The organism is Pseudomonas sp. DTU12.3 (assembly GCF_004124275.1).
Taxonomy (GTDB): Bacteria; Pseudomonadota; Gammaproteobacteria; order Pseudomonadales; family Pseudomonadaceae; genus Aquipseudomonas; species Aquipseudomonas helmanticensis.
Genome location: NZ_CP027218.1, coordinates 1,730,453 through 1,747,009 on the forward strand (window position 1 = coordinate 1,730,453; position 16,557 = coordinate 1,747,009).

Genomic DNA, 16,557 nt, shown 5'->3' on the forward strand with positions numbered 1-16,557 from the left:
TTGTTTCTGGATATGATCGTTCCCACGCAGAGCGTGGGAACGATAGTGGGAGCGAGCCTGCTCGCGAAGGCGGCGACTCGGTTCCGGATCAGACCGTAAACGACTTCCCGGTATGGTTATTCAGCGAAATAACCTTGGTCTTGCCAATCCGGTGACGATAAATCTCGCGCAGGTACTTGATCGACTTCTTCACACAATCGCGCGACAGGCGAATGTCATTGATCGAGACAAACTTCTCTTTGTCGTTGATCAGCTCGCGGTACTTCTTCTCGTACATCGGCTTGATCGCGTACCAGTTGGTATCAAGGATCTTCGCCGGGTTTTCGAATTCGTTGAGCAGCTCATCGATACGGTCTTCGTCGAATTCTTCGTTGATGATGAAGTCGAGAATCGAGTTGTCCAAGGTCTCGTCGAAACGGTACGGGTTCTTCGCAAAACAACGCTTGATGAACGCCACGATCAGCGTCAGGAAGTCGTCCGACAGGCACGGGCTCTTCGCGATCAAAGTGGTCAGCGAGAGGTTGGCCGAGGCGCCGATCACCAGTGCGTAACGCTTGAGCGTGGTGTTGGGGAACAGGCTGTTGAGGTGGGTCTTCAACCGGTTCAAATCCATGTACGACAGCTTGTAGTCTTTCGGCAGCGAGACGATCGAAACCACCGACGAGCAGTTCTTGAAGAAGTGCAGGTCGTGCAAAGCGGCGGCGTCGTAGCCGGAATTCTTGTACTGCTCAAGCGAGGCGCGATAGCGCTTGGACTCAATCGGCAGCAGGCTGATGCCTTCGATCGCCTGGGTGACCTTGTTGAAGTGCGGCAGGTCGATCGAGCGGAAGAACAGGTCATCGATGTTCAGGCGCTGCGGCTCTTTGTCGAACACCTTGAATTTGTCGCTGCTCGGCGGCGGGGTTTCCGGTACCACCGATTCGGCGTAGGCAATCGCCACCGGGCCGGCCAGACTCATGAACAGGTCGTTGGCGTCGAGGCGAATGGTTTCGCCGATGTCGATGCCGGCGCGACGGAAGTAGTTCTGGTCGTAGTCAGTCGTAACTGCCTGCGCCGTCAGAATGTTGAAGATCTGCTGCGAGATGTACTGGTTGGCGTGCTTTTCCATCGCATTGACATCAATGTTCTGGATGTTGCCGTCATCGCTCTCTTCGGCGTAACGCATGATGTCGTTGGAGATCAGCATCATCGCGTTCCATGGGCGGATACGCCCCATGACGCTGGCTTCGCTGCTGTCTTCGTTGGCGAAGTTGTAGGAGAAATCCCATTCTTCCGAGAGGTATTTACACAGCAGGCGACCGGCGTTGATGTGCAGCGCCTCGGACATTTCGCTGCGATGATCGGAAATGTTCGGCAGCACGCAAATGCCGCTGGTGAAGATCGGCTCGAACACGAACGAATGACCACTCTTGCCGTCGTGCTCGTCCATCGGCTTGGTGTCGAACGTCTTGTTCATGTACGAGTGCTGCTGGGCCAGGCCGAATTCCGAGGCCATGCCGGATCCGGTACCGCCGCCGGCACTGAAGATCGAGAAGTAAAGGCGCGATTGGTTGGCCTTGATGCCGCAGCTGTCGATCAGGTACGAGTGGATCATTTTCCAGTCTGGGCTGGAGAAGCGCTGGGTGTCCTTGTTGAGGATGATCTTCGCCAGGTACTGGCCGAGGATTGGCGCGTTACCGGCGCCACCGGCGTGGACTTCGGACAAGTCCATGATCTTCATTTTGCTGTAGTCGCGCAGGAAGCCGCTTTTCTCGCCCTTGCGCGAAAAACGGATGCGCCCGGCAATGTCCTTGTCGAGGTCGCCAAGCATCACCAGCGGTTCGACCAGGAACACCGGTTTGCTCGCCTTGCTGTTGCCGATGCGCAGGTTGTTCTTGATCCACTGCGCCGGGCTGTAGCCCTTGTCGGCGGAGCGCCGGTCACTGGCCGGGCGATCTTCGTTGTTGAATTCGTTGAGGTAGAACTTGCGCGCGTTGTACACCAGCTCAGCGACGTCGAGGGCGATGTTGGAGCCGCAGCGACCGAGGCCGATCAGGCACACCGAAGGGAATTCCTGATCGTTGTGCTGTTCGTTGTCGCCTTCCAGGTGCGGCGGGCGCGGGAACACCAGATCACGCAGGCCATCGAGATTGTCGAGGATGCGGTCGGTATTGGTTTCGGTGAAGTACAGGTATTGCTGGGTCGACAGCGGGCGCGACGGGACCAATGGCTTCGACGCAGAAGGGCTGTTGGCGGCAGGGCTCAACGTCAGATCGGATACCGCAGTGGCGGGATTGTTTTTAGAAGTCATTGTGCGCCATATACCTGGACTGGGTTGGCTCGCAGGCCAAGTGCCTGCGAACCTCACGGAATAAGATCTCGCGTCTTTTTTGCGCGTATTTGGCCCGAGCGTCAGGGACTTGGCCTGATTGTCGCTGGGGGGAATCCTTTCCTGATCGTTGTTGAATCGGCCATTATTCGGCGATCTTTAATCGAAAAGAGGCAAAATGATGTCAACGCTACCTTCGTTGGGGTTCGCCGGAATCGGTCTGATGGGGCTGCCCATGTGCCGGCGTCTGTTGGCGGCGGGTTATCCGCTGACCGTGTGGAATCGCAACCCGGCCAAGTGCGCGCCGCTGGTCGAGGCCGGTGCCCGGCAGGTGGCGAACCCCGCCGACTTGTGCGAACACGCGGACATCGTGATGTTGTGCCTGGCCGATACGGCGGTGGTGCGTGAGGTGGTGTTTGGCGCCGGCGGTATCGCCGAAGGTGCGAAAAGCGCCCAGTTGCTGGTGGACTTTTCCAGCCTCGAACCGACCGCCACGCGCGAGATGGCGGCGGAGCTGGCCGAGAAAAGCGGCATGGCCTGGCTGGACTCACCCGTGTCCGGCGGGGTGGTTGGCGCCGAGGCGGGCAGTCTGGCAATCATGGTCGGCGGCGCGGCGGCGGACCTTGAGCGCGTGCGCCCGGTGCTGCTCAATCTTGGTCAGCGCGTCACGCACATGGGCGGCATCGGCGCCGGGCAGGTGACCAAGGCCTGCAATCAGATGATCGTCGCCTGCAATGCGTTGGTGATCGCTGAAGTGGTCGCGCTGGCCGAACAGGCCGGGGTCGATGCAAGCCTGATCGCCGAAGCGCTGGCCGGTGGTTTTGCCGATTCGAAACCGTTGCAGATTCTCGCCCCGCAAATGGCCGAAAGCCGTTTCGAACCGATCAAATGGCACGTGCGCACGCTGCTCAAGGATCTCGACACGGCGGTGAAATTCTCCCGTGAACAAGGCTCGGCAACGCCGATCAGCGGATTGGCCGCACAACTGATGCGCCTGCATGGGGCGCAGGGCTTTTTGGCAAAGGATCCAGCGACACTGGTGCAAATGTACCGCGCGCCAGACTCAACGGATTGACCGCATGGGAGTGCTTGCGCTGATTGATTTCCTCCAGCACCGGGCGCAGCTCGTCCAGCGGCACCGGGCGGCTGAGCAGGTAGCCTTGAATGAAATCGCAACCCGAGCGCTCGAGAAACTCGTATTGCTCCAGGCTTTCCACGCCTTCGGTAACCACCTGCAGATGCAGGGTGTGCGCCATGACGATGATTGCCTGGACGATCTCCATGTCCGCCGTGGCATTGGGAATGTCGATGATGAACGAACGGTCGATTTTCAGCGTGTTGAGCGGCAGACGCTTGAGGTACGCCAGCGACGAATAACCGGTGCCAAAGTCGTCGATTGACAGTGATACACCGAGGGCGCGGATCTGCCGCAACAGCACTAGCGTGTTGGCAATATTGCCCATCAAGGCATTTTCGGTGACTTCCAGTTCCAGCCGCTCCGGTGCCACGCCGGCAGTGCGCAGCGCGCTTTCGATCTCGATGGCCAGCTCTTCGCGGGCGAGATTGAGGGGCGAGCAGTTCCAGGCGATTTTCAATTCATCGCAGCCATGGCGCGACAGTTCGCCGAGGTCCTTGCAGGCGCGGCGCAGCACCCAATTGTCCAGTTCGGCGATCAGACCGTTGTTTTCGGCGATGCTGATAAAGCGGTCCGGCGTCAGCAAACCATGCAACGGATGCTGCCAGCGAATCAGCGCTTCGAGCTTGGTCACCCGGCCGGTTTTCAGTTCGAAGATCGGCTGGTAGTAGAGCATCAGGCCGTTTTCTTCGCGCAGGGCATGACGCAGTTCCTCCTCGAGTTGCAGTTCCAGGGTGGCGCGGTTTTTCAGGTTGCAATTGAAAAAGTGCAGGCCGTTGCGCCCGGCACCTTTTGATTGATACAGCGCCAGGTCGGCGTGCTTGAGCAGTTCTTCGCAGGTGGTGCCGTCTTCGGGAAACAGGCTGATGCCGATACTGGTGGTCATGACCATGCGCCGTCCGGCCAACTCGATCGGTTCTTTCATCTTCAGCATGATGCGCTGCGCCATGTTGCGGGCTTCTTCGCGGTCATGCAGGCCGATCAGAATGCAGAACTCGTCACCGCCAAAACGCGCGACCACGTCCTCATGGCTGCGCACCGAACCTTTGATGTGGTTGGCGATGACTTTCAGCAACTCGTCACCGGCGTCATGGCCCAAGCTGTCATTGATCCGTTTGAAGTGGTCGATGTCGAGGAACATCACCGCGAGCATGCCGCCTTCACTGGCTTTCTGGCTGAGTTTTTCGGCGAAAATCTGATTGAAGCCGCGACGGTTGATCAGGTTGGTCAGGGCGTCGTAATTGGCCACTTGCTGTAACGACATGCGCGCCTGATCGAGCTGGCTGAGCAGGGCGTTGACCCGGCGCAGGTCGTGCTCCTTGTTTTGCAGTTTCTTGTCGGCCAGGGCGGCGCTGATCGCACTGCCAAGGATCAACAGCGTGATCAGCGCCACCGTCAGGCCGAGTTGCAAATGACTGCTCTCTACCGCCAGGACCGGCACGCTGCCCTCGGGCAACACCAGGCGCAACGCGGCCATGCCGGTGAAATGCATGCTGATGATGCCGGCACCGAGAATCAGCGCGGCGCTGTACTTGAGCATCTGATGGCCGAGGCCGCTGCCTTCACGCAAGTAACCGGCCACCCACAACGCGGCGAAACTGGCGCCGATGGCAATCACCACCGACAGGCAGAACAGCAGCGGTTGGTAATAGGCGGTAGCGGCCGATTGCATCGCTGCCATGCCGACATAATGCATGCCGGCAATGCCGAGGCCGATGACGATCGCGGTTTTCAGGTACTGGATCAGACTCGGCTGCGGCTCGCTCAACGTGTGCATCGCCAGCCAGGAGGCGAGCAGGGCGATCAGCAGGGAGAACAGGGTAATGGCGAGGTCGTACTGGATTTCGATTGGCGCCTGGAAGGCCAGCATGCCGATGAAATGCATGGCCCAGATGCCACCGGCCAGGCAGGTTGCACCGATCCAGCGCCACAATCGTTGCGAGCGGGGATCTTCGGCATGGCCCACCCTCTCCGCCATGTCGAGGGTGGCAAAACTCGCCGCGCAGGCGACCAGATAAGCCACCAGCACCAGCAAGGGATTATGGGTGCAATCGAGAATGACCTGCCCGCTCTCCGGCAGCTCGGTAACAAACTGCAAACCAAGCCACTCCATAGCATGCCCCGTCTCTGAAGTCGTCCTGACTGCGTGGTGAACGCAGGCGAATGACTGGAGTATAGAGGCGGTTTTCAGGGAGCAAGCGGTAGTGGCACATTGGCGCTAATGATTTCGTCATTAGCGTCATAGCGATTGGCGCTAAAGGCTTAAGCGATCTGTTCGAATGGGATTTGCGCCCAGTCCGGTTGCAGCGGCGGCAAGCCGAAGCGTGCACGGGCCTTGTCGCAATCGACATTCTGTTCGCCGTTTTCCCAAGACGATTCGAACTCGCGGCAAGGGCTGGAACGCAGTTCATAAATCGAGCACTTCACCTCGCTGCCGACTTCTCCGACCAATGCCGTACAGCGTGGCGATTTGCAGTCGGTACCGTTCATCGCCACCCGGCTCGGGCTGATCTGGGTGACCAGTTCATCGGGCACCGTGCCGCCGGAGGACGCGCATTCACCCCAGAAAAAAGACACACGAAAATGGGAACAACAGGCACCGCAATTCAGACACGGACTGACTTCGGACATTGGGAGGGCATCAAAGGGATTGATCGGCGAATCCGGACGGATCCGGCGGCTATTCTAGGCTTCGCCACGGACTTGGGAAGGGGGGCGCGAAACTATTTTTTTGTGCCAGGATTTTGCTGCAAAAGCCCCGGTTTTCGGGGGATTGCAGACTTATCAAGGGCTTACGTTTCGTTACAGTGGCATGGCCCGATATCAGGCAGACGAATGATCACAGACAGCTTCCGACGGGCTGACTAGATTGCAGGTTCCGGGCTCGGATGCGTTGGCAGTGAAGCCCTATAACAATAAAGAGACGGACCCATGCAGAACTCGACCCAAGCGGCGAATGCCTGGCGCATTCTGTTCCTGCTGTTCCTCGCCAACCTGTTCAACTTCTTCGACCGCACCATCCCGGCCATCATCATCGAACCGATCCGCATGGAGTGGCACCTCAGCGATTTTCAACTGGGGATTGTCGGTACGGCATTCACCATTGTCTACGCGATCGCCGGCCTGCCTTTGGGGCGCATGGCCGACACCGGCTCGCGGCGCAAACTGATGGGCTGGGGCCTGGCGACGTGGAGTGCGCTGACGGCGGTCAACGGGCTGGTCGGCAGTTTCTGGAGCTTCTTGATCGTGCGCATGGGCATCGGCATCGGTGAAGCCAGTTACGCGCCGGCGGCCAACTCGCTGATCGGCGATTTGTTCCCGGCGCACCGTCGGGCGCGGGCGATGGGCATTTTCATGCTCGGTCTGCCGCTGGGTCTGTTGCTGGCGTTCTTTACCATCGGTGCGATGGTCAAGGCGTTCGACAGCTGGCGCGCGCCGTTCTTTATTGCGGCGGTGCCGGGGCTGATCCTCGCGATCTTCATGTTCTTCATTAAAGAGCCGAAGCGCGGCGCGGCGGAATCCGTGCAGGTTTCGCAAGAAAGAGTCGACAAGCCAATCCGGCGGATTCTCGCGGTACCGACCTTTCTCTGGCTGGTGCTGGCCGGGTTGTGCTTCAACTTCGCGACTTATGCCTGCAACTCATTTCTGGTGCCGATGCTGCAGCGCTATTTCCTCATGCCATTGCAGGAAGCGGCGGTGGCCACCGGGATGATCGTCGGCGTCACCGGGTTGGTCGGTTTGACGCTGGGCGGCTGGATTGCCGACAAGATTCACCAGCGCGTGGCCAACGGGCGACTGCTGTTCGCGGCGTTCAGCCTGATCATCTCGACGCTGTGCACGGCGTGGGCGCTGCATGCCGGGCGTATCGAGATTGGTGTGTTTGTCGCGGTGTTCAGTGTCGGTTGGCTGTTTGCCTACAACTTCTACACCTGTGTTTACACGGCGATTCAGGACGTGGTCGAACCGCGTTTGCGGGCGACGGCGATGGCGCTGTTCTTTGCCGGGTTGTATTTGCTCGGTGGTGGTTTGGGGCCGGTGGTGGTCGGTGGTTTGTCCGATCACTTCGCGCATACGGCGATGCTCTCGGCGGGCGCAGAGCAGATGACCGAAGCGTTCAAGGCGGTCGGGCTGCATGATGCGATGTACCTGATTCCGGTGGCGCTGTTTTTGACCATGGTTTTTCTGTTTATGGCAGCGCGGTGTTTTGTGCGCGATGCGCAGCGGATGAAGGAGGGGCTGGTGGCGGTGGTTGAGCCAGAGGTTGTGGCGGCGACTGCTTAAGATCAAAAGATCGCAGCCTTCGGCAGCTCCTACATGGGAATGCGGTTTCCTGTAGGAGCTGCCGAAGGCTGCGATCTTTGCTTGATCGTTCCCACGCTCTGCGTGGGAATGCAGCCCGGTACGCTCTGCGTCCCTTTCCAGAGCTGGAACGCGGAGCGTCCCTTGAGGCATTCCCACGCGGAGCGTGGGAATGATCGGCCCGCATCGCTGCGGGCCTTGTTGTTTTTGGCGGTGGAGCGGGGCGGTTTAACCCGCCACCAACACCCGAATCGCTTCCAGACGCAACGCCGCTTTATCCAGCATCGCCAGACCCTGCTCACGCTGCTCACGCAACGCCACCAGTTCGCTGTCACGTACGGTCGGGTTGACCGCTTGCAACGCGGTCAGGCGCGCCAGTTCTTCGTCGGTGTCCGCCGCCAGACGGCGACGGGCCTCGGTCACGCGCTCGGCGTGACGCGGGGCGATCTTGTCTTCCCCGGCGTTGATCCGTGGCGTCAGCTGATCGCGCTGGGCCTGGATGAACTTGTTGGCGCTGGCACGCGGCACGCTTTCCAGCTGATCGTTCAGCGTTTCAAACGAGACGCGAGCCGACAGGTCGTTGCCGTTGGCATCAAGCAGGCAGCGCAGGGCGGCCGGCGGCAGGTAACGGCCCAATTGCAGCGAGCGCGGCGCCACCACTTCGCTGACATACAGCAGTTCCAGCAGCACGGTGCCCGGCTTCAACGCCTTGTTCTTGATCAGCGCGACGGCGGTGTTGCCCATCGAGCCGGACAGCACCAGGTCCATGCCGCCCTGCACCATCGGGTGTTCCCAGGTGATGAACTGCATGTCTTCGCGCGACAGCGCCTGGTTGCGGTCGTAGGTGATGGTCACGCCTTCGTCGTCGCCCAGCGGGAAACTGGCGTCGAGCATCTTCTCGCTCGGCTTGAGGATCAGCGCGTTTTCCGAATGGTCTTCGCTGTCGATGCCGAACGCGTCGAACAGGGTTTCCATGTAGATCGGCAGGGCGAACTGATCGTCTTGCTCAAGGATGTCTTCGACCAGCGCTTCACCTTCGCCAGCGCCGCCGGAATTGAGTTCCAGCAGACGGTCGCGACCGGTGTGCAGCTCGGCTTCGAGACGCTCGCGCTCGGTGCGCGCTTCGTCGATCAGCGCTTGCCACTCGCTATCATCAGCTTCTTCGAGCAGCGGCAGCAGGCGCGGGCCGAACTGGTGTTGCAAGGCGTTGCCGGTCGGGCAGGTGTTGAGGAACGCGTTCAGCGCTTCGTGATACCACTGGAACAGGCGCTCTTGCGGGCTGGTTTCCAGGTACGGCACGTGCAGTTCGATGATGTGTTTCTGGCCGATCCGGTCGAGACGACCGATACGCTGCTCGAGCAGGTCCGGGTGCGACGGCAGATCGAACAGCACCAAGTGGTGAGCGAACTGGAAGTTGCGACCCTCACTGCCGATTTCCGAGCAGATCAGCACTTGCGCGCCGAACTCTTCATCGGCGAAGTAAGCGGCAGCGCGATCACGCTCAAGGATGTTCATGCCTTCATGGAACACCGTGGCCGGGATGCCGGAACGCACGCGCAGGGCGTCTTCCAGGTCCATCGCGGTTTCGGCGTGGGCGCAGATCACCAGCACTTTGGTGCGCTTGAGCATTTTCAGCTGATCGATCAGCCACTCGACGCGCGGGTCGAATTTCCACCAGCGTTCTTCTTCGCTGGCGTCCGGCTGCGACTGGAAGCTGACTTCCGGATACAGCTCGGCGTGATCGCCCAGCGGCAGTTCGAGGTATTCGTCCGGGCACGGCAGCGGGTACGGGTGCAGTTTGCGCTCCGGGAAACCCTGCACGGCCGCGCGGGTGTTACGGAACAGCACGCGGCCGGTGCCGTGACGGTCAAGCAGTTCGCGGACGAGGCGGGCGCTGGCTTCAGTGTCGCCGTCGTTGACCGCGGTCAGCAGTGCTTCGCCTTCGTTGCCGAGGAAACCCTGAATGGTTTTGTGCGCTTTGGCCGAGAGACGGCCCTTGTCGAGCAGTTCCTGAACGGCTTCGGCCACCGGGCGATAGTTGTCGCTCTCGGCGCGGAAGGCGGCCAGGTCATGGAAACGGTTCGGGTCGAGCAGGCGCAGACGGGCGAAGTGGCTGTCCTGGCCGAGTTGTTCCGGGGTGGCGGTGAGCAGCAGCACGCCCGGGATGACTTCGGCCAGTTGCTCGACCAGCGAGTATTCGGCGCTGGCTTTTTCTTCGTGCCAGACCAAGTGGTGGGCTTCGTCGACCACCAGCAGATCCCAACCGGCGGCGAACAGAGCGTCCTGCGCTTTCTCGTCATCGACCAGCCATTCCAGCGCGACCAGCGCCAGTTGGGTGTCTTCGAACGGGTTGGCGGCATCGCTTTCGATGAAGCGTTCTTCGTCGAACAGCGCGACTTGCAGGTTGAAGCGGCGGCGCATCTCGACCAGCCACTGGTGCTGGAGGTTTTCCGGAACGAGGATCAGCACGCGGTTGGCGCGGCCCGAGAGCAGTTGGCGATGGATCACCAGACCGGCTTCGATGGTTTTACCCAGACCCACTTCATCCGCCAGCAGAACGCGCGGCGCAATACGGTCAGCGACTTCACGGGCGATGTGCAATTGGTGCGCGATCGGTTGCGCACGCACGCCTCCCAGGCCCCAGAGCGAAGATTGCAGCTGGCGGCTGGTGTGTTCGAGAGTGTTGTAACGCAGCGAGAACCACGCCAGCGGGTCGATCTGCCCGGCGAACAGACGGTCGCTGGCCAGACGGAACTGGATGAAGTTCGACAGTTGGGTTTCCGGCAGGGTGACGGCTTCGTTCTGCCCGTTGAGACCGTGATAGACCATCAGGCCGTCGACGTCGTCGACTTGCTGCACGGTCATCTTCCAGCCTTCGAAGTGGGTGATGCTGTCACCCGGCGAGAACCGCACGCGGGTCAGGGGCGCATTCCGTAGCGCGTACTGGCGGGTTTCGCCAGTGGCCGGGTAAAGCACGGTCAACAAGCGGCCGTCCTGTGCCAGAACGGTGCCTAAACCAAGCTCTGCTTCGCTGTCACTGATCCAGCGTTGCCCCGGTTGATACTGCTGCGCCATGCTGCCTGACTCCCACCTTGAAAAAGCGGGCTATCTTAACGGAATGCGACCCTGAGGCCAAAGGAATACTGGGGTAGGAGCTGCCGAAGGCTGCGATCTTCTGATCTTGGTGAACACTGGGAATCCGTGTTGTCCCATTAAAAGATCGCAGCCTTCGGCAGCTCCTACAGTGCCAACACGGTCACAAGTTTGCGACCGACGGCTCAAGCCATCATTGCCCAAGCCGATAGCCTGCAGACAGGAGACCCTTTATATGTTGCCACCGATGCTCCCCCTGAGCGCTGTGCCGATCACTTCGCAGCAGGATCCGATCCGCCAGCGGCCGGACATTCCTCCGGTGGTGCCGGTGCAGGAAAGCTCCAACGAAAGTACGATCGATCTGCAAAAGCGCGATCCGGAAGAGGATCGCCTGCTGGCGCGCGAAGAACAGCGCCGCCAGCAGGAACGTGATCGCCGTCGGCGCGAAGCCGATGAAGATCCCGAAGAGCATCTGGCCGTGCCTGGCACCGAGCTGAATGCCGACAACACCGTGCCAGTGGTGCCGCTGATGGAAGATCAGCCGCGTCAGGGGTTGTGGGTCGATATCGAGATCTGAGGCGTTTTACCGCGTGTGGCTAGCCGGCTGGTCAGCGCCAGCCTGAAGCTGCATTATTGGCGCAGTCCTGCCGGTGATGTGGCAGTTGTGATCCTTTCCAGCGATGTACCGAATGCCATGAGCCAAGACGACAAACTGATCGACCTCAGCACCGAGCGCGCCAAGCGTGTGCATGACATTAAAGAGAAACGCCTGAACGAAGTGCGCCAGGCTTTCGAACAGGCCATGCCGTTGGGCAAAGCCAAGAAAAAGTCGAAGAACAAGCCGAAAAAGCGTTGATCTCCCCCTGCATCCGTTGATGCAGGTCAGTTATTTTTCCGCATTTATCTCCCTTCGTTGCTGGCATTGATCCCGGTCAATTTGTGCGCCTGTGTGTTTGGTAACTTAGTCCCATCGCAGCAGAGCAGGGGCCAGGAGGCCAGTCATGTTTTTCGATAACGTGGTGTTTGCCGGGGTCCTGACTGTAGGGCTGATGGTTCTGTTTTTTGCAGGGTTTGGATTTTTTATCTGGAAGGACGCGAATAAGCGCAAGAAGTGATTCTTCTGGAGTGATGAGCACGCAAGGCATTTTGGGGCGACTTCGGTTGCCCCTTTTTTTTATGTCTTGGCGGCCTGTGGGCCGACCATGTTGTGGGTGTTTGGTGTGTATATCCGTTTTTTCGGTAACGGCGGCTTAGGGTTTCGCCCTGACGGCGACTCACTTTTTTGACAAACGCCTCAAAAAAGTAAGCAAAAAAACGCTTGCTCCTACGTGCGGCCCGCTCGCTGGGGCTCGGGGTTCCTTCGCTCCGGGATTGATCCGGGCGCAGCGTCTCCGATTTGCTTCGCTGCACCTACTCCCGCTGTGTTTGGCTGCGCCAAACGGTCGCTGCGCTCCCACGCCCGGATCAATCCCTCCACTCAGCCTTCCGACGTCGCTCGTGGATCAAGATCAAGAGCAGGCGAGCTGACACTCGGCCTATTGAGTGGTGAAGAGCGGGGCGCGTTCGGCTTTTGATTTGCGTTGTTGCTGCCCCTCACCCCAGCCTTCTCCCCGAGGAGAGGGAGCCGATTTTTGGGCTTTTCAAAATCTGAGTTCGACTCGGTATCCCAAGTCGGCGTATCTCTTCCAGTCCACGCGGTCAGTCCCCTCTCCCCCCGGGAGAGGGCTAGGGTGAGGGGCTCTTGATCTTGATCTTGATCTTGATCTTGATCTTGATTTTGCTTTGGCTTTGGCTTTTGATCTTTTGCCCCATCGGCAGGCCGAGCGAAGGTGTTCATCCGGGGGTAGGCGCGCAGCGCCGTGCGGCGCAGCCGCATACATCGAGAGGAGGTGCAGCGAAGCAAACCGTAGGCGATGCCCCCGGATGGACACCGTAGCGAGGGAACACTGAGCCTCAGCGAAGTGCCGTACGCCGGGGCAAAGCCTTTTGGGTTACCTTTTCGGCGTTTGGAAAAGGTAACTCGCTGTAAGAGCGAAACCGCCAGCAGCCATCACCGCAGCAACGGATATGCCCCCAATCCCAACCCCAACCCCCGAACCAAAAAAAAGGCGCGATCCCAAAGAATCGCGCCTTTCTCATTTCAGCTATCTATCAACTACCTAAAGCCTTCGACGCCAGCCAGAACAACCCGGCCGACAGCGCCACCGTCGCCGGCAGGGTCAACACCCACGCCAGCAGAATGGTGCGAACAGTCCCACCCTGCAGACCGCTCTTGTTCGCGACCATGGTCCCCGCCACGCCCGAAGACAGAACGTGAGTGGTCGACACCGGCAGGCTGAAGATGTTGGCCAGACCAATCAAACTGGCCGTAGTGATCTGCGCCGACATGCCCTGAGAATAGGTCATGCCCTGCTTGCCGATCTTCTCGCCAATGGTCAGTACCACACGTTTCCAGCCCACCATGGTGCCCAGGCCCAAGGCCAGTGCAACCGCCAGAATCACCCAGAACGGCGCGTATTCAGTGGTGGTGGTCAGATCCTTGCGCAACTTGTCGAGGTCAGCCTTTTCACGGGCATCCAGAACCGGCAACTTGCTGACTTTCTTCGCGGTATCGTCCAGGCACAGCAGGTAGCGACGAACTTCGACACGGCTGTCCGACGACAGCGAATGGTAGTCGGCTACACCTTTAAGCGTATGCAGCAGGGCGCTGATGGTCGGTTCGGTCTGCTGCGGGTTGCAGCGGAATTTCTCCGGCAGGTCGCCTTCCACGCTTTTGCCCAGGGCCAGGAATTCACCCAGCGAATCGGCATTGCGCTGGTAGAACTGGCTCAGGTGCAGGGTCGCATCGCGGGTGCGTTCGATCTGGTACGTGGTGCTGTTCAGGTCGAGGACGAACTGTGCAGGAACGATACCGATCAGCACCAGCATGATCAGGCCGATGCCTTTCTGGCCATCGTTGGAGCCGTGCACGAAGCTCACGGCCATGGCCGAGATCACCAGGACCAGGCGGTTCCAGAACGGTGGGTGCTTCTTGTCGTCGAGTTTGCGGCGTTGTTCCGGTGTCTTGTGCATCTTCGACAGCGGGCGCCACCACTTCAGACCGATCAGGATCAGCGCGGCAATCAGGAAGCCGGCCATCGGCGAGAACACCAGCGAGGCGCCGATGTCGATCGCTTTCTGCCAGTTCACGCCGTCGGCCAACGGAATGTCGTTGATCAGGGCGTTGGCCAGGCCGACACCGAGGATCGAACCGATCAGCGTGTGCGAGCTGGACGCCGGGATACCGAAGTACCAGGTGCCAAGGTTCCAGGCGATTGCCGCGGCGAGCAACGAGAACACCATCGCCAGGCCATGGCCGGTGTTCACATTGATCAGCAGCTCAACCGGCAGCAAGTGGACGATGGCATACGCCACGCCAACGCCGCCCAGCAGCACGCCGAGGAAATTGAACACACCGGAGAAGAACACCGCCAGATGAGGCGGCATGGCTTTGGTGTAGATAACAGTGGCTACCGCGTTAGCGGTGTCATGAAATCCATTGATGAACTCGAAGGCGAGGACAAATGTCAGGGCGAGCAAGAGGCTCACAAGCACCCAAGCATCCAGTCCGCTGAATAAATCGATCATGAAGGTTTTCTGACCCGGTCGTAAGGGGGCGCGATTATGCCAGAAAAGACTGGAAATCGATGCCCTACCTGCTCGTTGGTAACAATCTTCTTCGATTTAATTTGTTGCAGCGCATTAAAACCAAGCGCCATACAGGGTTTTTCAAGCCATTGATTTTATTGGGAAAGTACATTTTTTACAGGCGATTTTGCTGGCGCGGCGAAGGCTCAAACGCTTGTCTGAAATATCTATGAAACCTGTAGGAAGCTCCCCTTTACCCTGTAGGACGGGGAGATAGCCGCTGCCCGCGGGTAGCGGGCGCGCAAGGCAAGGTCCATGCACCGCGCTTGTAACCGGTGCGCACGCTTACCCTCGAAAGATTCAAACACCGGGGCTCATGGCTCTTCGGCTTTGAGTTCCTTTTCGATCTTTTCGATTTCCTGCTTGAAGACCTGATCCTGAACGGTTGGGCGTTTACGCCATGCTTTGCGTTCCGGTTCGGGCTGGGCGGCGTAGGTGGTGACTTCCCCGCCGTAAACTTCCTTGTAACGTTGTTCCTGGCGCTCAAGTTCCGCGCGCAGTTCGTCTTTCGTCACAGTGCTACCTGTTTGAGTTGAGTTGAATGTCTGGTGAACGCGCTGCAACAAATCGATTGAACGGACCCGTCGAATGCGCAACGCCTGTGCAGGCATTGGTGTCATCGACAGGGCGATCAAGACTTCCGTGTTACAGGCGGCTACGGCACCAGATTAAAACTGACGCAGCATCAGTTTCCTGTTTCAGCGAGCGTTGGCGTTGCATGAGTAATGAGCGTCAGGCGCTGGCCGGGTCCGACAGCGATGGCATCGCGTCAGCGGTGACAACCTCGGTGATTAAAAACAGGCTGCCACTGAACGCATTATAGCGGTCGATTCGGGAATGACTATCTTTGCCAAGTTAAAAACGGTTCTGGATGTGTGATCGTTTTGTTACTCGCAACTTTTCTCACTAGTTGCAGTGCAGGCCTGGCGTTATTTACCGTGCGATGTGTTTTTGGCGCCATTTAGTCGATCAACTAAAAGACGGGTGCAGTTTACCGCTGAAGTTGCACGAGCGTCTCAACCGCACAGATCGGCAATTCCCGCTGCATTGCGATTATCGGTCGGCGGTTCGATAATCGCCCAATGTTGGCGTCTCAGCCCTTGTGCATCTGTCGGCTAGCCGCTTGTATAGCGATTGATCCGTGCGGTATCCGCAAAAAAGGACAGGAAATGAACGATCAAATGCGCAACTCCTTCACCTCAGTGGCGCCGCCGATAGTCGCCTCGCCAGCCAAGCGGATTCAGGCGCTGACCGGTGATCCGGACTTCATGACCTCGCTGGCCCGTGGCCTGGCGGTGGTGCAGGCGTTTCAGGAGCGCAAGCGGCATCTGACCATCGCGCAGATCAGTCACCGCACGGAAATCCCCCGCGCTGCGGTGCGCCGTTGCCTACACACGTTGATCAAGCTCGGCTACGCCACCACCGACGGACGCACCTATTCGCTGCTGCCGAAAGTGCTGACCCTCGGTCATGCTTATCTATCCTCGACACCGTTGGCGGTGTCTGCGCAGCCTTATCTCGATCGCATGAGCGAGCAATTGCATGAAGCCTGCAACATGGCCACGCTGGAAGGCGATGACATCCTCTACATCGCGCGCTCGGCGACCACCCAGCGGCTGATATCGGTGGATCTGTCGGTGGGCGGACGTCTGCCGGCGTATTGCACCTCGATGGGACGAATTCTGCTGGCGGCGCTCGATGATACGTCGCTGCGCGAATACCTCGACCACGCCGAACTCGTTGCCAAAACCAGCCGTACGATCCACACCCCCGACGCTTTGCTCGAATGTTTGCAGGAAGTCCGGCAGCAGGGCTGGTGCATCGTCGATCAGGAACTGGAACAAGGTCTGCGCTCGATCGCCGTGCCGGTTTATGACGCCTCGGGCCAAGTGGTGGCGGCGCTCAACGTCAGCACCCATGCCGGTCGTGTCAGCCGTACCGAGCTGGAGCAGCGCTTTCTGCCAGGGCTGTTGAGTGCCAGTCGCGACCTCAGTGCACAATTGTTTGCCTGATGAAGCTGTTCGATAAACGCACA

12 protein-coding genes are annotated in these 16,557 nt (G+C 59.3%); 6 read left to right on the forward strand and 6 right to left on the reverse strand.

What is annotated here, in order from left to right; all coding sequences use genetic code 11:
* Positions 1-88: 88 nt before the first annotated feature.
* Positions 89-2,290, reverse strand: a complete 2,202-nt coding sequence (locus C2E19_RS07890) for a hypothetical protein (protein WP_129390194.1) — start codon at positions 2,288-2,290, stop codon at positions 89-91.
* A 196-nt stretch (positions 2,291-2,486) separates the two neighbouring features.
* On the opposite strand from C2E19_RS07890, the gene C2E19_RS07895 reads away from it, so the two are divergent.
* Positions 2,487-3,383 (forward strand): NAD(P)-dependent oxidoreductase, encoded by an 897-nt coding sequence (locus C2E19_RS07895; protein ID WP_164979411.1) that lies wholly within the window; start codon positions 2,487-2,489, stop codon positions 3,381-3,383.
* Here the strand turns inward: C2E19_RS07895 and C2E19_RS07900 are convergent.
* Both C2E19_RS07900 and C2E19_RS07905 read right to left on the reverse strand, forming a co-directional pair.
* Positions 3,274-5,556 (reverse strand): bifunctional diguanylate cyclase/phosphodiesterase, encoded by a 2,283-nt coding sequence (locus C2E19_RS07900; RefSeq protein WP_129390205.1) that lies wholly within the window; start codon positions 5,554-5,556, stop codon positions 3,274-3,276. The genes C2E19_RS07895 and C2E19_RS07900 overlap by 110 nt on opposite strands.
* Before the next feature lie 149 nt (positions 5,557-5,705).
* On the reverse strand, positions 5,706-6,074 hold the full coding sequence (locus C2E19_RS07905; RefSeq protein WP_034155003.1) for a YkgJ family cysteine cluster protein: 369 nt from the start codon (positions 6,072-6,074) through the stop codon (positions 5,706-5,708).
* Between the two features lie 300 nt (positions 6,075-6,374).
* Between C2E19_RS07905 and C2E19_RS07910 the strand changes: the two genes are divergently transcribed.
* A complete protein-coding gene (locus C2E19_RS07910; protein WP_129390207.1) occupies positions 6,375-7,724 on the forward strand; it encodes an MFS transporter in 1,350 nt (449 codons plus the stop codon).
* A 246-nt stretch (positions 7,725-7,970) separates the two neighbouring features.
* Here C2E19_RS07910 and rapA read toward each other — a convergent pair whose 3' ends face one another.
* Positions 7,971-10,817, reverse strand: a complete 2,847-nt coding sequence (gene rapA, locus C2E19_RS07915) for an RNA polymerase-associated protein RapA (protein ID WP_129390209.1) — start codon at positions 10,815-10,817, stop codon at positions 7,971-7,973.
* 253 nt (positions 10,818-11,070) lie between these two features.
* Here rapA and C2E19_RS07920 point away from each other — a divergent pair, with 253 nt between their 5' ends.
* The 3 genes from C2E19_RS07920 (at position 11,071) to ccoM (ending at position 11,950) form a co-directional block, all read left to right on the forward strand.
* Positions 11,071-11,412, forward strand: coding sequence for a hypothetical protein (locus C2E19_RS07920; RefSeq protein WP_003222394.1), 342 nt, complete (start codon positions 11,071-11,073; stop codon positions 11,410-11,412).
* 15 nt (positions 11,413-11,427) lie between these two features.
* Positions 11,428-11,691: a hypothetical protein gene (locus tag C2E19_RS07925; RefSeq protein ID WP_129390212.1), complete on the forward strand. Its 264-nt coding sequence runs from the start codon at positions 11,428-11,430 to the stop codon at positions 11,689-11,691.
* Positions 11,692-11,836: 145 nt separating this feature from the next.
* A complete protein-coding gene (ccoM, locus tag C2E19_RS29285; RefSeq protein ID WP_003222396.1) occupies positions 11,837-11,950 on the forward strand; it encodes a cytochrome c oxidase subunit CcoM in 114 nt (37 codons plus the stop codon).
* Between the two features lie 1,036 nt (positions 11,951-12,986).
* Here ccoM and C2E19_RS07930 read toward each other — a convergent pair.
* Together C2E19_RS07930 and C2E19_RS07935 are read right to left on the reverse strand one after the other, a co-directional pair.
* Complete coding sequence (locus C2E19_RS07930) at positions 12,987-14,462, reverse strand: inorganic phosphate transporter (RefSeq protein ID WP_129390214.1); 1,476 nt, start codon at positions 14,460-14,462, stop codon at positions 12,987-12,989.
* 374 nt (positions 14,463-14,836) lie between these two features.
* Complete coding sequence (locus C2E19_RS07935; protein WP_008080067.1) at positions 14,837-15,037, reverse strand: hypothetical protein; 201 nt, start codon at positions 15,035-15,037, stop codon at positions 14,837-14,839.
* 654 nt (positions 15,038-15,691) lie between these two features.
* On the opposite strand from C2E19_RS07935, the gene pcaR reads away from it, so the two are divergent.
* The gene (gene pcaR / locus C2E19_RS07940) at positions 15,692-16,534 is read left to right on the forward strand and encodes a pca regulon transcriptional regulator PcaR (protein WP_007917109.1); all 843 of its coding nucleotides are present in this window, start codon (positions 15,692-15,694) and stop codon (positions 16,532-16,534) included.
* Positions 16,535-16,557: the final 23 nt, after the last annotated feature.